Below are 21,130 nucleotides of genomic sequence, written 5' to 3' on the forward strand. Positions count from 1 at the left end.
GGGGACTGTGCTGTGGTGCAGGTGCATACGGAGCGGGCGTTCGAGGACGAGATCTGTGATCACCTCGACCAGTCGGGCTGGCTCGTGTCACACAACGATGCGGGCTACGACAAGCGGCGCGCGCTGTATCCCGAAGACCTCTGGGCCTGGCTGCGCGACGCCAACCCTGAGGGCTTCGCCAAGGTCTTCGGTCCGCCCGACGCACCCAACGATCACAAGCGCAACCAGACGCTCGAACGGCTCGTCAAGCAGCTCGGCCAAGACGCGTACGACCACGGCGGTGGCACGCTCAATACGCTGCGCAAAGGCATCGATGTCGTTGGTGCCAAACGGTTCCCGCTGATCCAGCAGCCACCGCAGGACAACCTCAACCCCGCGACACACGAGCTCTACGCGAAGAACCGGCTCCGCGTCGTACGCCAGGTCCGCTACTCGACGAGCCACGGCAACTCGATCGACCTCGTGCTGTTCTGCAACGGCCTGCCGGTCGCCACGATCGAGCTCAAGACCGACGCGACCCAGTCGGTGGACGACGCAATCCTGCAGTACAAGAAGGACCGCGACCCCAAGGACGAGCCGCTCCTGACCCCCGGGCGCGGTGCGCTCGTGCACTTCGCGGTGTCCACCGACCAGGTCTTCATGACGACCCAGCTCGCGGGTGCGCGTACCTGGTTCCTGCCGTTCAACCGCGGGCACAACCACGGTGCAGGCAATCCGCCCATCGACGGCACGTGCCCGTCGGCGTACCTGTGGCGAGAAACCCTCCAACGCGACACCTGGTTGGAGATCCTCGCGAAGTTCGTCTACCTCAAGCACGAGACGACCACCGACCCCGTGACAGCGGAGAAGCGCACGACGACGCACGTCCGTTTCCCCCGCTATCACCAATGGCGGGCCGTCACGAAGCTCGTACAGGCGACCCGGGCGGAGGGCTCGGGGGAGTCGTACCTCGTGCAGCACTCCGCGGGGTCGGGCAAGACCGACTCGATCGCGTGGCTCGCGCACCGACTCGCGGCGCTGCACACCGAGGACGGTCAGAAGGTCTTCGACGGGGTGATCGTGATCGCTGACCGGCAGGTGCTCGACAAGCAGCTGCAGCAGGCGATCGACCAGCTTGTGACCAAGACCGGCACCTTCCAGGCGATCACGCGCGGAGGTGACGCGTCGAAGTCGAAGCGGCTGAGTGAGGCCCTGATCGAAGGTAAGCCGATCATTGGCGTCACGCTGCAGACGTTCCCCGAGGCGCTCGCGAAGATCCAGGAGGCCGGCGGCCTCAACGAGCGTCGCTACGCCGTGATCGCTGACGAAGCTCACTCGTCGCAGACCGGCGATGCGACGGCGAAGCTGCGGGTGGCGCTCAACTACACACCGGCCGATGGCCCGATCGATGACGACGAGGATGCGCTCCGCGCCATGGCTGAGAGGGCCAACGAGGACGGCCGGATGTCGTTCTTCGCCTTTACCGCGACGCCTAAGGAGAAGACGCTCAAGCTCTTCGGCCGGCGCCCGACGCCCGACGCGAAACCGGAGCCGTTCGACCTCTATCCGATGAAGCAGGCGATCGAGGAAGGCTTCATCCTCGACGTCCTGAAGAACTACTCGACGTGGAAGATGTATGCCCGTCTGCAGGCACGCACCGGCGAAGAGATCGACGTCGACAAGGCTGCCGGGCAGAAGGCGTACAAGCGGTTCACTGAGCTCAACCCGACCACGATCACCGAGAAGACGCGGGTCATCGTCAAGCACTTCACCGAGATTGTGCAGCCGTTGCTGGGTGGTCGGGCGAAGGCCATGGTCGTCACGGACTCGCGGGCTGCGGCACTGCGCTACAAGCAGGCTTTCGACGCAGTGGTCGACGAGCTCGAGCTGCCGATCAAGGCGCTCGTCGCGTTCTCGGGTGAGGTCGAGGACCAGACCTCCAAGACCACACCCAAGGCGAAACTCACTGAGGCTCAAGCGAATCCGGATGCTCGCGGCAAGGCGCTCGATGAGGCCTTCAAGCGCGATGAGTTCAAGCTGATGATCGTGGCCAACAAGTACCAGACGGGCTTCGACCAGCCCTTGCTCTGCGCGATGTACGTCGACAAGCAGCTGTCTGGCATCACTGCGGTGCAGACGCTGTCGCGGCTCAACCGCGCGGCCACCGGCAAGGACCAGACGTACGTGGTGGACTTCGTCAACGACGGCGAGGCGATCCGCGCGGCGTTCCAGGAGTACTACGAGGACGCGCGCATCTTGACGGAGTCCGACGAGCACCTGGTGTACGACCTGCGCAACAAGCTCGACGCTGCCGACATCTACACGTGGCAAGAGGTCGACCTGATGTATCAGGCGTGGACCGCCACGGGCGGAGCGAAGAAGCACACGGCGGTGCTGTCGCGTGTCTATCCCGCACGCGACCGGTGGGACGACGCGTGGCGCGCGGCCAACATCGATGGTGTCGACGCTGAGGCGCAGGAACGCTGCCGCGAGTTCAAGTCCGTCGCTGCGCAGTACGTCCGTGCGTACGACTTCTTCTCGCAGTTCGTGAACTACGGCGACCCTGCGTACGAAAAGCTCGCGGTCTTCTTGCGACTGCTCGTGCGGATGCTCAACGACACGACGACCTCAGAGACGCCGGTCGACGTGAGCGGCGTGGTGCTGACGCACTTCCGGCTCGAGAAGCTCAAGGAGGAGTCGCTCGCGCTCGCACCCGACAAGGCCGAGGGTCTCTCTGGCATGACCGAGGCCGGCATGGCCGCGCAGCGAGAACGTGAGCGGGCGACCAAGGCTGAGGTCATCGAGTACGTCAACGATCTGTTCGAGGGGTCAGAGCTGACCGAGGCAGATCGGGTGTCGTCCATCGAAACGCTGATGCGCAAGGTGATGGAGGACGAGGACCTGAAGGTGCAGGCCAACGTCAACGCCCGCTCGGACTTCATTCACTCCCCGACACTGCGCGTGGCCGTGGAGGACGCCTTGTGGAGTGCCGATGTCGGTCATCAGGATGCGATGAAACGGTTGCGCTCCAACGACATCGAGGCCGTGGTGAAGGCGCTCATCCGCCTGGGCCTCCAAGACTCGCTCAGGGAAGTGAACTAGCTAACTGTGCGGTGCACATTTGGATGGGTATGCACGCGAACTCCGGCAAAGGAAGTTCGGTGAGATTCTAGAATGATTTGCCGCTACCAAATGGTAGTTCTGAATGAGGGGTAATCAGATGACGCAAGGACTTAACGCGGTGCAGACGGGCCTGGCGATTCTCGGCTCTGGAGGCGTGGCTGGGGTCGTGGCGCCCTTAGTTTCTGGCCTTCTGCAGGGTCGGCGAGAGCAACGATCTCGCACCCACGAGGACAAGAGGCGACAAGAGGAGGCGCACGCTGTTGCGCGGGAGAGATATCTGCCGCTCGTGGTCGATGTGCAAAAGCATATCTATGTTGCGGACTACCATCTGGAACTCACCGAGGACGAGGCAGGTATCGCTGCGCAGACCGGTCTCGCGAAGCCAAAGTACGAATGCTCGTGGGCCGATGTAATCGGAAAGTTGATGGAGATTTCTGTCGCCCACCCCAGTGCAGATGTTAGAGATCCCGCAAGAGAGCTTGCGCGCCGAATCGACGGAACGATGAACTACGTTGTCTACGATGATCTTGACCCGTATGGAGAGGAGCCCTACGTTCCTGGAGACCGTGCGACGCTCGCTTCCTGGGGGGAAGAAGTAAGACTGATCTCGGAGGCGATGCACACCCGGAGCCCTGCGCGACGTGAGACTCCCAGCGCGTGAGTTGGCTGATCGGGTGGAATCAAACGAGGTACGTGCAAGAGCGCGATTGGCAGGGTGCGACCCTAGCCTGGAGTGAGATCGATGCGGAGGGCGGAGGCTTCGTCGTCGCTCAGCTCCCGCTCACGGAGCGCGTTGACCAGGTCCTCCTGCCGAGGCTGGCCGAGCGCGAGCCGGTAGTAGGCGACGTCCCGCCGCACGTTGTCGTACCTCGCACCGTCCGTGCTGAACGCCAGCGGCGCGACGTGGCGTTCGATGCGCGCCGGCCCGGGATAGACCCAGTCGGGCGTGAAGTCGCCGTACTGCGCCCGGTGCTCGACAGCCACGTCGTACGCCCGCGCCCACGGGTTGCACACGCCGTCAGCGAGCAGCGCCGACCCGTGGGTGGCCGCGATGTTCTTGCGCACCGCGTGTCCGCGGAACCGGTCGACGCGTCCCTCACGCTGCTCGAAGTCGACCGGGTTGGCCGGCGTGTTCCAGTGGAAGATCGCGTGACACCACCAGTGGAAGTCGATGCCTTCCTGCCCCACCGACGTCGACGCCAGCACGAACGGCCAGAACGGCGAGTTGAACGCCGCGCGCACCTCTGGCTGTCGGGCGTCGCCGTCGGCCGTCGCTTGACGTGCGCCGTACCTGAGGGCGAAGCCGACGCTCATCGGGATCGGCTGGTCGAGGTTGTCCATGTCGAGCGCCTGGTACGGCTGGCTGCGCAGGCTGATGCGCGCCGCCTCGCGCTCGACCAGCTCACGCAACGACTCGTCGTCGAGGGAGCGTGACCCGCCGTCCGCCCAGACGTGGAACAGCCACTCGTCCAGCACCGCTTCGAGGTTGCCGTCGGCGATGTACGACAGCACGTGACTCCAGTACGGCCGCGTGTCGCCGCGCGGGTCGATCAGCTTCGTGACGTCCGGACGGTTGAACAACGACCGCAGACCCGTCGCCAGCTCTGCAGCCGCTGCATGGACGCCGACGTCCGACACAGCCGAGGCGCTCGCCTCGACCAGCCGTCGTACGACGCGCAGACTCACGCACCCCGGAGCGAAGAGCGCCATCCGCGCCAGCACGTCGAGGTCGGCGTCACTGGGCGAAGCAGACTGATCGAAAACCGTTGCAGCCAAACGGATGTGGCGCTCGAGACCCGACCGACGGGAGGCGTCGTCCACCCCCGGATCGGCCGGCTCGTCATCAGAGGGTGACGTCGCCGCGCCACCGGTGAGTCCGTCGACCACCAAGCGAACCCCATCGCTCAACACCTCGTCCCCGCGGACGGCCTCAAGCGGACGAGCGACCCAGTTCCGCGCGTCACTGAATGCCGCTCGCCAGACACTCGGTGGCATTGCCGCGTCGTCAGCGGTCTCGCCGTCGTGCTCAGACTGCGAAACTGAGGCGTGCTCGGCTCGTAGCCGAGCGCGTACGGTCTCGATCGCGTCCGCAGGACTGATCGGTGCGCCGCCGGCGCGCGCCATCGACCGCGGGTCACCCAGCTCGGACAGTCGGGTGAGCGGCCACATCATCAGCAGACTCGACATGCGCCCCGGCGTGCCGTCACGGACCGGGAACGCGAGGCCCTGCGGAATGCGAGCACGCGCCTCGGTGGTGTTCTCGGTATAGCTCGTGCCCTCGGCCATGCGTCGCTCAGCCTCGTAGCTCAGGACCGCGGCGACCGCCGAGGGCGTCGCCGTCCACGACGAGAACAGCAGTCGCTTGGTCATCGTGCGCGCCCGCTCGTCGGCGTACACGCCACCGGGCTGCACGTACGGCAGCGACGGCGGCATCCATAGGAACCGCCACCACCCCTGATCGAGGGTGTCCTCGACGAGGGTGCGCATCCGTGCCCCGCCCGGGTCGAGCGGTGCGAAACGACGAATCCCGTTGGGATCAATGGACTGTGCGCCCGCGAGGGCCGCGCGCACCTTGGCGACATCAGCGTCTGGTCGTTCGTCATGCAGCCGGGTCGCGAGGCGATAGCCCTGGCAGAACGACGCGAAGTACGGAGCACTCTTCCAGTACTCCGGCGTGATCAGGCCGTGGTCACGTTCGTGGCTGACGAGATCCGCAGCGCGCTGGAGTGCGACGTAGCCGGTGAGGTCGGCTGCAGTGACCTTGTCGGCGATGCGCGCCCGGTCCGTCGTGCCCGCATGGTCAGGGATCGCCGGTCGATCCCACCGACTCATCACCTGACGCAACGACCCGCCAAGAGCGACGCGCACCTGCGTGATGTCGTCGCGGCCGAACCGAACGGCTTCCCGGTACGCCGCGAACCCCGCCTTCACCTCGTCGACGTCGAGCACAGGCTCGTCGGACCGGGAGAGGAAGCGCAGCAGCTCGTAGAAGTCGTCCGCGTGGTTCTCGTCCTCCTCGCCGTAGGTAAACGGCTTGTACGGCGTCGCCGACAGCAGGAGCACCCGCGCGTCCTTGTGATCAAACAGGTGGTGCGCGAGCTCGCCTTGCGCAGAGCCGGGATCGAGCAGGCCACGGAACCGCTGGAACTCGTCGAGGATGATCAGGTCCGGCTCTAGCGTCTCGACCGAGCACCGAGCGAGCATCGCTCGCATCTCGCCCGTCAACTCGGCAGCCTCGGCCTTGAGCGACGTCGGCAGCTCGTAGCGGCCGTCGACCTTGTCGATGACCTTCTTGACGCGCGTGAGGAGGCTCGTGCCGCTGCCCACTGGGCTCTTGCGCATCTGCCTCGCGAACTCCTTGAGGATGCGAGGGTCCGCGCCGGCGTCGCCGAGCTCCTCGCGGAGCCACCTGACGTACCCGCCCTCGAACCGTTTCCACGAGGAGACACCGCCCCGGAGCAGGAGGTACACCGCACGCTCGCGTGACCGAGGCAGACGCGGCTCGCCGCCGCGCAGGATCTCGATGAGGAGCACGGCGAGCATGGCGCGCTCCTCAGCCTTGCCCGTCTGGTAGCCGTGGTCGAATGACGTGCCAGGTGTGAAGGACACCAGGTTGACTGGCTTCCTCGTACGCCGAGTGCTGCGGTCGTTCAACGCATGAGAGTGCTTGGCCAGCAACGTGAGTCGGCTCGAGAAGGCTGTGTCGCGCTCGCCCGTGACGTTGAGGCGTCCAAGGTTCTGCTTGGCGAGATCGGCGTTTGAGCACACGTAGACGATGTCGATGCGGTCGATCGCCGGGTCGTTCTCGAGGTGCGCAATGGTCTCGGCGATGACGCCTCGGGCGACGATGCTCTTGCCGAGCCCGGTCTCGTCGGCGACGAGGAATCGCCGGCTGCGCTGGTCGTCATGATGGAAGCGGTTCATGACGTGGCGGACCGTACGCCGTTGGAAGTCAGTCAGATTCGTCGTGACGGCAGCCGCGTCGAAGGCAGGCAGCTCACTCATGCGGTCACCTGCTTTCGTGCCTCCCGGACCGTCTGCCAGAACGATCCCCACTCGTCGCCGATCAGCGTGCGTCCGTGCTCAGTGCGCTCCAGCCGTCGGATGAGGTCGTCGATGCTGTCGATGGCCTTGGGGTTGGTCGCCAGCGCCCGCAGAACCATCTCGAGCTCACCGGCGCTCCCCGCCGCCCACGAGCCAGTGCCGTCGGCGGTGTTCGAGGCGGTGAGCTCGGCGAGCAGCGCAGGGTTGCCGAAGTCGAGCAGCATACGGATCAGGCGCATCAGCTTGTCAGGAGTGTCGATCTGTCGGGCGATCACCTGATCGAGCCGGTCTGTGGGTGCACCGTCGAGGTCGGCCACGACCACGGTGCTGACGACGACGTCCATGGGTGCGCTGACGCGTACCGTCACGAACGCCGTCACGTCTGCGGTCGGTACGCCGTCGAACTCCAGCTGCGGCGACGTGCCTAGCGCGACCTGTCGAGTTCGACCAGGGCGGGTCAGCAATCCGACCTCGCACTCCCACTCGTCACGGTGCGGGTACGACCCGTCGACCGTCAGCCTCAGCGTGTGGGAGCCGTTATCGTCCGGCTCGACCACGATCGAGTGTGGGAGAGAAGCGATCATGCGTACCGCGCTCTCGACCTTCGCTTCCAGGTCGTCACGATCGCCCAGCTGGTGGCCGCCCTCGGTCGGGTACGACTGGATCAGCGGACGCATCGGAGCATCAGGGCCGATGACCGAGTCGACGCCGAACTCCTTTGCGGCACCGACCATCTCGACCATCAGCTCGACGTTGCTGGCCAACGCGGCCGACGTCGCGTTAGCCGAGCCGATGAGCACGCGGGCGCGCGACCAGCGGCTCCCGGCGGGCTCAAGGACGTACAGCTTGGCGTGCAGGTCAGCGAGCATCCCGAGCTTGTCGGTGGAGGTGCTCTCGGGGTCTTTCGTGAAGTCATCGGCGTCCGACGGGATCGACCCTGAGGCGGGGTCGAGGACGTACGTCTGGAGGCCACTGACCGTGTCGGGCTTGAGCAGGTCAAGCTGGCCCGGTCGCGCGACGACGTGTCGCTCACTGGCGTGCTCGGTCACGGTCTGCAGGCCCTCGTCGTTGACGAACGGAGAGATGACGCATGCTCGGGTCGCGCGCCAGTCGATCGGCTCCGAACCCGCGCGCAGGTGGTGGAAGGTGAGCGACTCGATGCCCTCGGGGAGCTCCCACTCGACCCGGCGTACGTCACGGGCGAGTGCTGCGATTGCCCGCCGCCGATGGCTGGCCAGCCCCGGCGTTCGAGCGAGCTCGCTGACGAAGGAGAACAGGTCGTCGTTCTCCTCCCGATCCGTATCGGCCAGCCCTGTCGAGTCGAGGCGCACGATCAGGTCCCACGAGTTGTCATGCGCGAGGTTGCGGCTCATCACGAGAAGCCGGTACGTCGGCGTGCCCGCGTCGTCGACAAACTTGAGGAGCCACATCTTCGGGTGGAACAGGCCACCACGCGGCGGCGCGACCTGATGAACCATCGGCTCGAGGAACGCGACCAGGTCGGGCGCCTGCTGGGGTACGCCGATCATGCCGGCCTGGCAGAAGATCGTGACCCGATCGGCCGCGCGGCGAATCGACTCAAGCAGGACGACCGGGTCAGACGTGCCGTCCTCGAGGCCGAACGACGTGAACGCGATCGGCGGCAGGAGCGCAGCAGACAGATCGAGTGTGAACGTCGTTGCGACAGCCGAGTCGACGTGTGAGCCCTGCGGAGGGCGAAGACCGTCAAGGAGGAGATGCCGCATCGTCGGGTCGAGCATCAGGCCTCCAGCCCGGTGAGGATGTCGCGGGCGAGGACCCGGAGCGTGCCCCAGCGGTAGTTGAGGCGGCCGACGGCTGACTCGCCGGACCAGGTCTCGAGCATCTTGTCGTTGACCAGGCGCGACTGCTTGCCCTTGCGACGCTCGCGCTGGGCAACGAGGTTTCGCAGGTGGTTATCGTCGGCGACCCCGTCGACACCCCGCTCGCGGATCTGACTGATCCAGGCCTCCACGAAGGTCCTGGTCGGCTGGGGTGGGCTGCCGGCCTGGAGGACTGCGGCCCAGAGGTCGTCGAGATCCCAGGTGGCGAATCTGCTGTGGCGCGTCATGTCGTTCGCCCAGCTGTCGAGATGCTCGCGGTATCTGTCCACGTAACCGTCAAATCGAACGAGACCGGCGGCGTCGCACCGCTCAGCGACAAGGAGGTTGTAGACCAGGTTGGCGCCCTCGAGCGTGAGGCTGAACAGGTCAGCCTGGCCCACGTCCTCACGTCGGGCGAGGGCGGGCAGATCCCACGGGCCGCGCGACGCCTCAACCTCGGCCAGGCGTGTGGCGTTGTCGACCTCGGGCGTGACGAGCTCGGCGAGCGCTGTGTCCGGGCAGGTGTCGAGGATGCGATCGCGGAGCCAGGCAGCCTCGTCCGGCCGGAGTGCGAAGCCGCCGTCCGTGCTGGCCGGGAAGTCGTCCGGTGCCGTGGGCAGGTCGGGATGCCAGTCGGTGTCCGCGCGATGGTCGAGCTCGGTGGCGACGTCGCGTGGTCCGCGCGGTTGGCCCAGCAGGCTCATGCTGGTTCGAGGCGTGATGCCCCAGCGGGTCAGCGTGCCCCAGTAGATCGTGCTGGGCAGGTTACGGACTTCGCGTCCGACGCGGCGACCAATGACGCCGGCGCCGGAATGGGGCTCTTCCTCGATGAGCGTCTCGACGAGTCGCCGCTCGGCGCGCTCGCCGGCCTTGACGTGGTCCGGCCCGTGCAGGGACGCGACCTGCCTGACCTGGAAGGCCCATGGCACGAACAGGCAGTAACGCGCCCGCGTGAGCAGGACGCTGGTGCCGGGGAACAGCAGGTTGCTGAACGCGTCGCGGACTGTGCCGATGCCGAGTTCGTCGCGGCTCTCCTGCTGAGTGAACAGCGCGATGATCTCGTTGGCCTGCCGCCGCTGTTCAGCGGATGTGTCCAGCCACGCGATGGATGAAGTCATCTCGCAGACCCTCCCTGGCGCTACGTCTCCCGACCGATCGCGAGTCTATGGAACAGACCGCCTCGCGGTGTACGTCTCCGCCTGGCAACGCAGGCGTCGGGGCGTCACGCTCCGCCCTTCGCGTGAGCCCGCCGGCCGACTCACTTCTTTGAAGTTGCGATTCCCGGCGTTGCTACAGGGCATTTTGCACTGCGTGGTACGACCGACGTCGCAATGAGATTCGTCGGCAAGTAGGCGATCACCGGCGTTGCGCCTGCATCGGGTTTGAGGCTCTGCCGGAGGGCTCGCGTCGTGGCCGGATTCATGAGGATGATGCGGCCATCATCGATTCCGATTTGGAACATTTTTGTGGGTGATGCCGAGGGCGGTCTCAAGCGGTTTACGCAACGTTTTGCTGGTTGAGGAGCTTGTTGAGCTTCTCGGCTGGGGTGGCCCAGCCGAGGGTCTTGCGGGGGCGGCCGTTGAGCTCTGCTGCGACGTTGTCCAGGATGCCGGGGCCGTGCAGGGACAGGTCGGTGCTCTTGGGGAAGTACTGGCGTAGCAGGCCGTTGGTGTTCTCGTTGCTGCCGCGTTGCCAGGGTGAGCGCGGGTCACAGAAGTAGACCGGGATGCCGGTGGCGAGGCTGAAGCTGGCGTGCCGGGCCATCTCGCTGCCCTGGTCCCAGGTCAGTGACCGGCGTAGGTGTTCGGGCAGGGTCATGATCTTGGCGGTCATGGCTTGCTCGACCTGCTCGGCGGTGTGCCCGTTGGGCAGGTGCAGCAGCATCACGAACCGGGTCGATCGCTCGACCAGGGTCCCGATCGCTGACTGGTTGCCGGCGCCGATGATCAGGTCGCCTTCCCAGTGGCCGGGCACGGCCCGGTCATCGGCCTCGGCAGGACGTTCGCTGATGTTGACCATCCCGACGATCTTCGCGTGCTTGCCGGCCCGAGCCGCGCCGCGCGGGATCCGCCGGGCCCGCCCGGACCGCAACGCGTCACCGACCTGCGCGCGCAGGCTGCCACGCCCTTGGACGTACAGCGCCTGGTAGATCGTCTCGTGCGACACCCGCATCTCCGGATCGTCAGGGAAGTCCGTGCGCAGCCGGTGAGCGATCTGCTCAGGGCTATGCCGCTGTTTCAGCCCCGAGACTACTTCGGCCCACAACCGGCTCCCCGGGCTCAGCTTCAACGGCCGACCCGCGTGCCGGGCCGCGCCGGCGGCCCGCGCGTTGTCCTGCGCCAGGCGCTGCGCCCGCGCGGCCTGATAACCGACCGGGTCCTTCGGATCGACCCCGGCCCGGACCAGCTCCCGGGTGATCGTCGAGGGCGCCCGCCCCAGCTGCGCCGCGATCGCCCGCAACGACGGACGCGGCTGCTGTGAGAGCAACCACTGCAGCTGTGCTCGATCTTCCAGGCTCAGGCGCCCACCGGACTCACTCACCCTCGGAGGAATACCACCGGACTGGGCCAACCACACATACCCCGACTGATCGGACACGCCCGCCGCGGCCGCCGCGGCCGCGACCGACTCACCACCGGCCAACGCCTCCCAGAACAGCCGACGCCGCTCCCACGGCACCGGCGGCCTCCCACGACGAGGACGAGACATGCTGCAACACCTGACCTTTCATCACAGGCGTTGCGCGAACCACCTGAGCCCGCCGAGAGTCGCGTTCTATCTGCCAAAACTATTTCGGCGCCTGGCGCCTTGTCGATGAGGGACGCGCATACCGGAGTTATTTCATAACCATGGGACTGATATGCCATTCCATATCCGATGGAGCGCGCGTCTTTCTGCATGCGAAGTATTTCCGACGTCACTACTCCGAGCGAGCTAGCAGCGAAAAGTACGATAAACAAGGCGCCCAGGGGAGAGGGCGCGTATCTCACGGCTGCAACCGTGGCGGCTACGGCAATCACGCCCGCCAGGGTTGGTTTGGCCATGACATGTATGAAGATTGCTGCCGTTACGGCCTCTGGGACATCGATTCCGCCTCGCGGGATTCCGATCGCTTGGAAATATTCGTCGGCAAGAATTCGGGCCGCGACGGTTATAGCGAGCACTATGACTCCTGCGCCCAGGAGCGAGCTCAAGTTTCGACGTTTGCGCGGAAAGCGCGACCACGCTCTGGCTGCTGCGCTCAAGAGAAAGAGTGCAATGCCAGCCGCGGCTGAAACGAGTAGCGTCGCCCACCCTTGCCACCACACATTGGTGGCCATAAGGAATTCCATGGTGCAAACGACGGCCATGGATGCATGCCCGCGGATTTCGGAGAGTGGTATTAGCGCTCCATGTTGGAGGGCGCGATCTGATCGCTTTGCGATCGTGCCGAGCCAGCGGCGGCGGCCGGTTGGGTCCGTGTGGGAGGGTTTCCGGCAGTATCGGAACGCCAAGAAGAGCCTGCAAAGGAAGTAAAGACCCCACAGGGCGATGGCGGACCCGGCGGCAATGCCGAGAGTGCTCCTGGTCGCGGCGCCCCACTTCGTGACGTGCCAGCCGATCTGTGCTTCTCCGGCGCTGTCCTTCACGATGATCGCTGCACCGGCGAGGATCACGAGAACCCAAAACGTGATCGACGCTACCCGGTAGAAGGTCAGAAACGATCGACGGTCTTTCGGAACTGTCTCGCGGACGACGACTCCGACGGTTCTATCTGCGCCGACAGCGGCGGCGAAATGCGCGACGTCTGGTGAATCGCCCGGGGTGTGGAGAGTTGCTTCAAGTGGGGTTGCTCGACCATTTTTGTCTAGTTTTTCCGGGTCTTCCAGGTGCCACCGGTGGTAGCCGAAGCTTGCGCGCCGAGATCCGTCGATGATGACCGCAATGGCCTCTATCCCGGCCCGCTCGAGGGCAACTTCAATGGACAGACTGAGGTCTGCTACTACGTTATGAAGGGCAGTGCCCTGTGTCGTTCTTTCAGCGAATATTCTCGCGACGCCAGGGGTGGGAAGGTCGAAATCTGTCTCCCGCCAAGCACTGTGGGAGAGGCAGTCGCGGGCGCGTTCGAGATCGACCTGTCGAACGAGAACTATGGCGCGATACACCCGGTCCGCCCGCGCGAGCTGGATTCCTTTGGTCAAGAGGCGATCGAGGGCGCTAGGGCGACGGGGGTGAGCATCTCGTGTTGGCAGGCTCGACCCGAATCCGATCTGTACTGGGCGCGGTTCTCGTCCGTCGGAGGAGTCGGGCACGCCATGCGCGCCATCTCGCATTACGGGATCTGCAGGCACCGATGGTCCTCCAAGCTCCGGTCGTCTGCTCCGGACACTATGAGCGGAAGGTTGCGAGGCAGACCGTTTCGTCTCGCGGGTCCAACACCGCTGATCTCCTGGGCTCGCGTGCAGAACGGCCTTCGCTGAGCGAGCCGGGCGTGATCGCTACCTCGAGCGTGTGACTGCGCTGGTTCGCCACGCGTATTGGTCGACAGCCGCGCCAGCAGGTCAGCGCACCACACGTCGAGGTACTCGCTGAGCGACTCGGGCAGTCCGTCCTTCATCAGCTCGAACCTCGTGGCAGGCCGTACGAGCTGGCCCGGGCACGCTCGTACCAGCCCTGCGGGATCCACACCCTCGACACGAACTGTGGGTGCTGCACGTGACAACGCCGCGCCCAGATCGTGAAGAGCAGCGCCGCCCAGACGCTGTCGACGATCCAGCAGATCTGACGGCCGTCGTCGGTCGAGCCGGTGAACTGCATCTGGGTGCAGCCGACGAGCTGGACAGTCGTCATCGAGCCGTAGTCCCAGGTGAAGAAGTTGGTCGACGTCTGGAAGCACGCCCGATGCGTCGTCACGTGAAGGTATCCGGTGTCGATCGGTGTCCACCTGGGGATGGCGGCTGCCTGAGCCTCTCGCTTCCGGCGCGAGTTGCCGGCCATCCGGCCGGCGGCCGCACCCAGAGTCAGGGCTGCCCCGAACCCGCCGCTCGCATAGAAGAAGCCGCTGTTGTGCGCGTACGTGCCGTCGCCCAGCGCGCGGAAGTCGTACAGGGTGAACGTGCCCTGCGACAGGACACGCTCGCCGTCGAAGACAGGAAAGGCGGTCGTGAGTACGGGCCGGCTGTCGAGGTTGTTCTGGTCGATCGCCGCATTGATGTCGATCGTGTGCCAGATCGCCGCGTCGAGGTTGTTGAGGGCGGGTTGGTTCATGACCGCGCCTGACGTGCGGCGTCCCGGACGGCCTGGCGCGCCCACATCTCGACGGTCCAGACGTAGAGCGACACCCAGATCCCCGACATGGCCGTCATCGCCCAGCCGCCCTCCATAAGCAGGAACAGCGCACCGAGCCCAAGGATGACGGCCACGAAGACGGCGTAGCCCTTGGTGATGCGCGCCGCCATGACGCGGGTCTTCGCCGCTGCGTAGCCGATCGCCCAGATCGGGATGAGCCACATCATCGTGCTCAGGGACATCAGCCCGGAGCTCCCGACCGCCTCGATGATGGACGGCACGAACGTGTACGCGAGCAGCAGGCCGAGTGGGATCAGCGCCCAGCCTCGGGGCCACCTCAGTCGCGGCGGAGTAGGTGGCGAGTACTGCTGCGCCGGCCAGGGCATGCCGGGCTGATGAGCGTGGGCAGAGTAGGACCATGCGTCCGTCGGCATGGGCGGCGCCTGCTGCCACTGCGGCGCCGGCTCCTGCCAATCAGGTCGAGGTGGCTGCCAGTGCGGCGCGGGCTCGTGCGCCGACAGCTCGTCGACGTCCTCCTCATCGCCCCAGTCGTCGACGACCTCGGGCGCGTCGTCGACGATCACCTCGTCGGTCGAGCCGAAGTCGTCGTCCGCCACCTCCTCGCCCCAGTCATCCTGGGGTGCGGCTGGCTCCTCGAACGCGGAGTGGTCCGCGGAGTCTGAGACGTGGCCAGCAAGCGACGCGTCATACTCGGCACGCTTCTCCGGCGTTCGTAGCGTCTCGTATGCGAAGTGCAGCTCCTGCGCGAGTGCCTTGTCTTCACCGCCGAGATCGGGATGTGCCTTGCGAATCTTGCGATGGAACGCGAGGCGTAGATCGTCCTGCGTAGCGGTGGGCTCGACGCCCAGCACGTCGTAGTGGGTCATCGGCCCAGAGCAGGTCGGGCCGGGCCGGTGATGGCATCGGGCTCGATGAACGAGTACGTGCGTTGCTCGACCTGCCAGTGGGTGGCGCCGTGGAACAGGCTGCCCATGACAACGATCGCCTCCTGGCTGTCGAGGCGTAGGACGCTGACGCGATGGGTGGGCGTGGCGCTGTCGGTGTTGAGCCGGATGGCCTCTGCGATGAAGTGATCCGGGCGCGGCGCGCGCTGCATCACGCTCTTGCGCACCGGCTCCGGCAGGAAAGCCAGCTGGCTGAGTGCCCGTTGGTGTGCGCGGTCGGTCTTGGGCGCTGCCGCGGACGCAGCTGACGCGTCCGACGAAGGACTCCGTCGGGCGTCGACCGCGACCTCGCCTGTACGCCGTGCGACGGGTCCGAGCGCGTCGTACGTCGTGATCGTCGCGGGACCGTAAGGCCCAGTGACGCCCATCGTCCCGTTGGCCCGAGGCGCGAGGTGCTGCTCCTGGACGGCGACGGCGATCCGATCGGCCCATGCGCGGAATGCGACCCGTCGCCGGAAGTAGGCGTTCGGGTCGCTCTTCCGCCGTCGGACGAGCCCGTCATCGCTGACCGCATCTGTGATGGCTTCAGCGGACCGGCCGATGATGGGCGCGACCTCGTCGAACTCGATGACCGTGCCCGTCCAGGCGTCGTCGTTGAGCGCGCGACCCGTCCCGACCTGCGGCCGCGACTGCCTTGGTGCAGGCCGACCAACGCTCCTGTCGCGATAGCCGTGAACCAGTTCCCCCACTGCTGACCTCCCAGTCCGCTGTGCCTTTCGGCCGCCAGGATCGTATGCGCGGTCACCGACAAGGTGGGGTTTGCGGAGCGTTCTGATTTCTTCCCGGTCCACAGCTCCGACGACGGCAGCGGCTTCGTCCACAGGCGCCTATCGCGCGGGTGACCGGTGGGTGTGCGCCTCCTTAGCGTGTCGGCAATTTCGACACCAGGAGCGTGAGGCCGTGAACGGACCGCAGGTGCAGGCGTGGCTCGACCAGCAGGACGCACTCGTCAGGGACTGCGTCCGCGAGTTCGGGTGCTTCCTCCAGTTCGTGATCTCTGGTCCAGCAGAGGCGAGCACCGGATTGTGTTACACGACAGGGCTTTTCGGGATCAGACATCCTGAGCTGATCGTGTTCGGTCTCGACCAGCCGTCGTCGGCAGGGCTGCTCAATCACTGCTTCGACCGCGTCCGTGAGGGCAACGACCTGATGCCAGGCGAGATCCTCACGTCGCCGGACGGCAGCACGCGCGTACGTGTCGAGGAGTTCCCTGATCCTGGCGGCGTGCTCTACACCGCCAACCGGTTCTATGGAAGACCGGATGAGTTCTCCGTGCCCGCGTATCAGCTCACCTGGGACGTCGACGGCGCGTTCCCCGACGACGAGGGCTATCCGTACCCTCCGCACGTCCAACCACTCCCGGGCACGTTCGTCCTCGATGAGGGCGGCGAGTGCGGCTGCGGCTCTGGTTGATGACCGCTCAGAGCGTGCTCTGTCCGGCATGATCGTGCCCGCGCGGCCTAAGCTGCGGCGCACACGAGAGGCGAGGAGTGAGCATGGCGCGGGTTCGGAAGGTCGAGCCGGGCAGGCAGGACGTACGAGTGCACCGGTCGGAGGTCGACTGCTTCCACCAGGTGGCGGTCGCGTCCGATCAAACCCGCTACCTGCACCTGTCCACCTACGCGCCCGACGCCGGCCGCGACGCCTCGAAGGCCGGCCCGTCGCTGCAGCTCGACGAGAACGCCGCGCGTCAGCTGATGGCCGTCATCCGCAAGACGTTCCCCGACATCGACCAGGTTTGAACCCAAGCCCCACCCTCAGGAGTGGGCCACGAACTTCAGCGTGTACGGCGGCGCGTTCTCCTCGCCCATCGTGAAGTAGCCCGAGCCGTCCCGCGCGTACTCGATCGTCTCGCCCTGCCGCTCGGCGGTGTCGGTGAGCCGGACCGGGTCGGCGACGAACGCCTTGTCCAGTGACTTGCCCGGCCGGCCGAACTCGTACACCGCCTTGTAGGTGCGTACGAGGAACCGGTCGGCGTTCGGGTGGATCGCGGCGGCCGTGACCTTGGAGAAGTTGGGGTCGCCCGGCCGGGTGGGCAGCTGCAGCTCGCCGACCTTCTTCAACGTCGTGACGCCGTCGCCCGTCGGCGGGACGCGCTGGGGGAACGTGTAGATGCCGCTCCAGCCGGTGTTGGACTTCGTCAGCACGTAGATCGCGCCGTTGACCGGGTGCACCATCAGCGCCTCGGCGTTCTTGGCGCCGTCGGGGTAGGCGAAGCGGAACGTCTCGACGGGCAGCGTGCCGCTCGTCTCCCCCGCGGCCAGGTCGGGCTCGGCGGCTCGATGGATCGCGAACGTCGTCGGCTGTGGGCCCGGCCGGCCGCTCTCCTTGCCGATGTCGCCGAAGTACACGCACGACCCCGTGGGGCACGGCCCGACCGCGGCGTCCTCCCAGTCCCACGGCACCGTGCTCGCCGCGTACCGCCCGACGACCGACGCGTCGCTGCTGCGGATCGCGAGCACGTACGGGTTGTCCTCGCCGTGCGTGTAGAGCACGCCGGGGTTGACGCGGCTGGCGGCGAGCCCGGACGGCTCGATCAGCGCCGGGTCGGTGACGGTGCCGACCACGGTGTAGCCCGGTTCAGCGGCCGTGCTCGGCTGAGCGATGACGAAAGCGGCGACGGCGGTCAGCGCAGCGGCGACCTGGACTCGGCGAGCGATCACTCGAGGTAGTCAACGCCCCCTACGCCACGGCTGGGCAGCGAGCAGATGTCCTGTGTGCATCGTTCCGGCGAGCGACGGGACCTGTGGATGACGGCCGCGCGAGGTGCTCGCTCTGCGGCAGGGTAGCTGCGGTCGTGAGATTGGTCGGCCGCGCAACGCCCCACGCAGGCGGGCGTGTCGGCATACTCACGTCGGCCATCACCGCAGACCCCAGGGGGCCTCGTCTCATGCCGTCACGTTCCGTCCGTACCGCCGCCGTCGCGGCCGCCCTGTCAGCCCTGCTCGGTACGACCTTGGCCGGCTGTGGTGGCGACTCCGCCGGCGCAGGTGCTTCGTCGGCTGCATCGAGTACGCCGACCGCCTCCTCCTCGTCCGCGGTCGCGTCCTCGTCGGCTACGACCTCGACCGCGGCATCGCCGACGAGTACGAAGCTCGGACCCGGCCTGCCGGGCGTTCCCGCCGACGCGCGAGCCAACACGGAGGCGGCGGCCATCGCCTTCGTGAAGCACTACTTCACGCAGATCAATGCAACAGGGCGACAGCCACGGACTGGTGTTCTGGAGCCGTACGGCCTCCCCGGTTGCAAGTCGTGCACGGCGTATGCCGGCAACGTCCAAGGCCTGGTGAAGAAGAAGCAGCACAACTCGGGCGATGCCGCGATCGTCCATCACGTCAATCGAATCGCCGGTGAAGCTGGAATGGTGATCCGGGCCGAGTTCGACCAAGCCGCCATCGACGTCGTCGAGAACGGCGGCAATGTGAGCTACCGATATCCGCTCGTAAAGAACGCAGCCGGAGTCTTCTTTCTTACGTGGGGTGGACAGGGGTGGCGCATCGCCAAGATCCAGTCGGACAAGTCAGGTGTGGGCTCGTGACGAAGCACATTCGTGTCGCGGCCGCTGCACTGCTTCTTGCCGTGTCCACCTCATCGGCCGCGTCGGCGACCGGTGACGATGATTCGTCCGGCGGCGATGTCCCGGACGGGCCATGTGGCGTGGCCGGTTGCGTCGAGGGCGACGGAGCGTACGTAGGGTTCAAGGAGAACCACGTCTTCGAGAAGACGGGCGACTGGAAACCGAAGGGTGACAAGGGTTCTGGTGGGTCAAGGCCGCAGAAAGTGCCGTACGAGTACGTGACAACGCTGGCCTGCCCGGACGCCAATCCGGATGATCCGGCGGGTGGCAACGGGTGCGCGAGTGCACTCACCATGTGCGCGGGCCAGCCCAATACGACCGGCCCGTACTCGCGTGTTTACCGCCGCCTGATCGGTCCGGGCAACGAGCGCACGCCCTGGGACAACATTGGTGCGACGTGCTGGCCGCAGAAGGTGCCGGGCAACACGCGTCCGCAGCTCACGCTGGCGATGATCCGCGAGGCGTGGACGCACACGCCGTTCTCCAAGCCGAGCTTGAGCATGCAGCCGGTCGGCAACCGCACACTAGTGACGTTGCCGACGTACTTCCAGGCGTCCTGGCCGACGCTCGGCAACCAGCCCGACGAGGTCCGCACCGTGACTCTGGTCGGGCAGCGGGTGCAGATCCGGCCGACGTTCAAGCAGATCACGTATACCTTCGGTGACGGCACGAGCACCACGACCACGTCCATGGGTGGCGTCTATCCGAACGGTGACGTGACGCACGCGTACACCAACCCGGGCACGATGACGGTCAGTGCGAACGCCCGGTACGGCGGCCAGTTCCGCCTTGGCGGTGGCGCGTGGGTCGACATCCCGGGCACGACCGACATCGCCGGCCCGACCCAGCAGCTGCAGGTCCTGACCGCCAAGAACCGCCTCGTCAACGAGTAGGCCGCCCGCTGGTCGAGTAGGCGAGCCCCACAGGGCGAGCCGGGTCGAGACCGGACTCTCGACTCGGCGAGTCGTCCAGCAGAGATCCTGCTAACTGTCTAGTAGAAACCCTGCGAATTGTATAGTGGAGTCATGGCGTACGCCCGACGCATCATCGATGACGAGCTGGACGACCTCTTCGGCCAGCTCGCTGCGATCGCGCTCGACGGTCCGAAGGCGGTGGGCAAGACCACCACCGCGGAGCAGCACGTCGCAGGCCTGCTCAAGCTCGACTCCAAGACCAACCGTGAGGCGGTACAGGCTGATCCGGCAGTCGCGCTGCGTCGCCTCCGTCCACTCCTGATCGACGAGTGGCAGAAGGTCCCCGAGGTGTGGGACGTCGTACGACGGGCCGTCGACGAGGACTCGTCCGCTGGCCAGTTCCTGCTCGCAGGAAGCGCGAGCCCTGCAGAAGGTGCGACTGCCCACTCCGGAGCAGGTCGCATCGGACGACTACGGATGCGCCCGATGACGCTGTCCGAGCGACAGGTCTGCTCGCCGACCGTGAGCTTCAGCGAGCTGCTGGCGGGTCGACGGCCGCCGCTGAGCGGCGAGTGCGAGCTCGGCCTGGCCGACTACGTCGAGGAGATCGTGCGTTCAGGCTTTCCCGGGATGCGTCATCTCACGGCTCGAGCACTGCGGTTCCAGCTCGACTCCTACCTGCGCAATGCGGTTGACCGGGACGTCGTCGAGACCGGCCACGTCGTGCGTCGCCCGGAGTCGATGCTCGCCTGGCTGCGTGCGTACGCCGCGGCCACCGCCTCGACGACCAGCTATTCGAACCTGCTCGATGCCGCAACGCCCGGCCAGAGTGACAAGCCGTCGCGCGCGACCAGCGTCGCCTACCGAGAGGCGCTGACCCAGCTGTGGCTGCTCGACCCTGTCCCCGCCTGGACGCCCACGGGTCATCCCTTGAGCCGGTTGGCGCAGACTCCGAAGCATCACCTTGCCGACCCCGCGTTGGCGGCGCGTCTCCTCGGGCTGAGTGTCGATGCCCTGCTCGATGGAGACGGCCAACCGCTCGGACCGCAGGAAGGGACCATGCTCGGGCGGCTGTTCGAGTCGTTGGCCACGTTGTGCGTACGAGTCCCGGCGCAAGCCGCGGACGCGACCGTCGGACACCTGCGTACCCGCAACGGCGACCATGAGGTCGACCTCGTCCTCGTCCGTGATGACGGCAAGGTGCTCGCTGTCGAGGTCAAGCTGGCGACGACCGTCAGCGACGGTGACGTCAAGCACCTCCGTTGGCTGGCCGACCGGCTCGGCGACGACCTCCTCGATGCGGTCGTGGTCAACACCGGGCCGACGGCTTATCGCCGCTCGGACGGCATCGGCGTCGTTCCGCTCGGGCTGCTCGCACTGTGACGTCAGTTCGGTGTGACTTGCCGTGCGCTCCACCGC

Annotated in this window: 15 protein-coding genes; 7 read left to right on the top strand and 8 right to left on the bottom strand. The window is 66.4% G+C overall.

The window, feature by feature from the left end:
* Positions 1–15: 15 nt before the first annotated feature.
* Positions 16–3,081: a type I restriction endonuclease subunit R gene (locus VV01_RS19670; protein WP_050672042.1), complete on the top strand. Its 3,066-nt coding sequence runs from the start codon at positions 16–18 to the stop codon at positions 3,079–3,081.
* A gap of 139 nt (positions 3,082–3,220) precedes the next feature.
* The gene (locus VV01_RS23535; protein WP_157508966.1) at positions 3,221–3,763 is read left to right on the top strand and encodes a hypothetical protein; all 543 of its coding nucleotides are present in this window, start codon (positions 3,221–3,223) and stop codon (positions 3,761–3,763) included.
* Positions 3,764–3,825: 62 nt separating this feature from the next.
* Here VV01_RS23535 and VV01_RS19675 read toward each other — a convergent pair whose 3' ends face one another.
* The 7 genes from VV01_RS19675 to VV01_RS24055 form a co-directional block, all read right to left on the bottom strand.
* A complete protein-coding gene (locus VV01_RS19675) occupies positions 3,826–7,107 on the bottom strand; it encodes a DEAD/DEAH box helicase (RefSeq protein ID WP_050671381.1) in 3,282 nt (1,093 codons plus the stop codon).
* Complete coding sequence (locus VV01_RS19680) at positions 7,104–8,906, bottom strand: phospholipase D family protein (RefSeq protein WP_050671382.1); 1,803 nt, start codon at positions 8,904–8,906, stop codon at positions 7,104–7,106. The genes VV01_RS19675 and VV01_RS19680 overlap by 4 nt, the downstream gene beginning before the upstream one ends.
* On the bottom strand, positions 8,906–10,105 hold the full coding sequence (locus tag VV01_RS19685; RefSeq protein ID WP_050671383.1) for a DUF6361 family protein: 1,200 nt from the start codon (positions 10,103–10,105) through the stop codon (positions 8,906–8,908). Before VV01_RS19685 ends, VV01_RS19680 begins: the two co-directional genes overlap by 1 nt.
* A 379-nt stretch (positions 10,106–10,484) precedes the next feature.
* Complete coding sequence (locus tag VV01_RS19690) at positions 10,485–11,696, bottom strand: IS30 family transposase (RefSeq protein WP_071606428.1); 1,212 nt, start codon at positions 11,694–11,696, stop codon at positions 10,485–10,487.
* A 1,887-nt stretch (positions 11,697–13,583) separates the two neighbouring features.
* Positions 13,584–14,234 carry a hypothetical protein gene (locus VV01_RS19695; protein ID WP_050671384.1) on the bottom strand — a complete coding sequence of 217 codons (651 nt, stop codon included), beginning with the start codon at positions 14,232–14,234 and terminating at the stop codon, positions 13,584–13,586.
* A complete protein-coding gene (locus VV01_RS24050; protein ID WP_050671385.1) occupies positions 14,231–15,142 on the bottom strand; it encodes a J domain-containing protein in 912 nt (303 codons plus the stop codon). The genes VV01_RS19695 and VV01_RS24050 overlap by 4 nt, the downstream gene beginning before the upstream one ends.
* The gene (locus tag VV01_RS24055; protein WP_050671386.1) at positions 15,139–15,909 is read right to left on the bottom strand and encodes a hypothetical protein; all 771 of its coding nucleotides are present in this window, start codon (positions 15,907–15,909) and stop codon (positions 15,139–15,141) included. Before VV01_RS24055 ends, VV01_RS24050 begins: the two co-directional genes overlap by 4 nt.
* Before the next feature lie 211 nt (positions 15,910–16,120).
* On the opposite strand from VV01_RS24055, the gene VV01_RS19710 reads away from it, so the two are divergent.
* Positions 16,121–16,633 (top strand): DUF4262 domain-containing protein, encoded by a 513-nt coding sequence (locus VV01_RS19710; protein WP_050671387.1) that lies wholly within the window; start codon positions 16,121–16,123, stop codon positions 16,631–16,633.
* Between the two features lie 83 nt (positions 16,634–16,716).
* Positions 16,717–16,962, top strand: a complete 246-nt coding sequence (locus VV01_RS19715) for a hypothetical protein (protein WP_050671388.1) — start codon at positions 16,717–16,719, stop codon at positions 16,960–16,962.
* Between the two features lie 15 nt (positions 16,963–16,977).
* Here the strand turns inward: VV01_RS19715 and VV01_RS19720 are convergent, their stop codons facing one another.
* The gene (locus VV01_RS19720) at positions 16,978–17,883 is read right to left on the bottom strand and encodes a hypothetical protein (RefSeq protein ID WP_050671389.1); all 906 of its coding nucleotides are present in this window, start codon (positions 17,881–17,883) and stop codon (positions 16,978–16,980) included.
* A 227-nt stretch (positions 17,884–18,110) separates the two neighbouring features.
* On the opposite strand from VV01_RS19720, the gene VV01_RS19725 reads away from it, so the two are divergent.
* The 3 genes from VV01_RS19725 (at position 18,111) to VV01_RS19735 (ending at position 21,094) form a co-directional block, all read left to right on the top strand.
* Positions 18,111–18,758: a hypothetical protein gene (locus tag VV01_RS19725; RefSeq protein WP_050671390.1), complete on the top strand. Its 648-nt coding sequence runs from the start codon at positions 18,111–18,113 to the stop codon at positions 18,756–18,758.
* Positions 18,755–19,690 carry a hypothetical protein gene (locus VV01_RS19730; protein ID WP_157508968.1) on the top strand — a complete coding sequence of 312 codons (936 nt, stop codon included), beginning with the start codon at positions 18,755–18,757 and terminating at the stop codon, positions 19,688–19,690. Before VV01_RS19725 ends, VV01_RS19730 begins: the two co-directional genes overlap by 4 nt.
* 132 nt (positions 19,691–19,822) lie before the next feature.
* A complete protein-coding gene (locus VV01_RS19735) occupies positions 19,823–21,094 on the top strand; it encodes an ATP-binding protein (RefSeq protein ID WP_050671392.1) in 1,272 nt (423 codons plus the stop codon).
* Positions 21,095–21,130: the final 36 nt, after the last annotated feature.

Source organism: Luteipulveratus halotolerans, assembly GCF_001247745.1.
GTDB lineage: Bacteria > Actinomycetota > Actinomycetes > Actinomycetales > Dermatophilaceae > Luteipulveratus > Luteipulveratus halotolerans.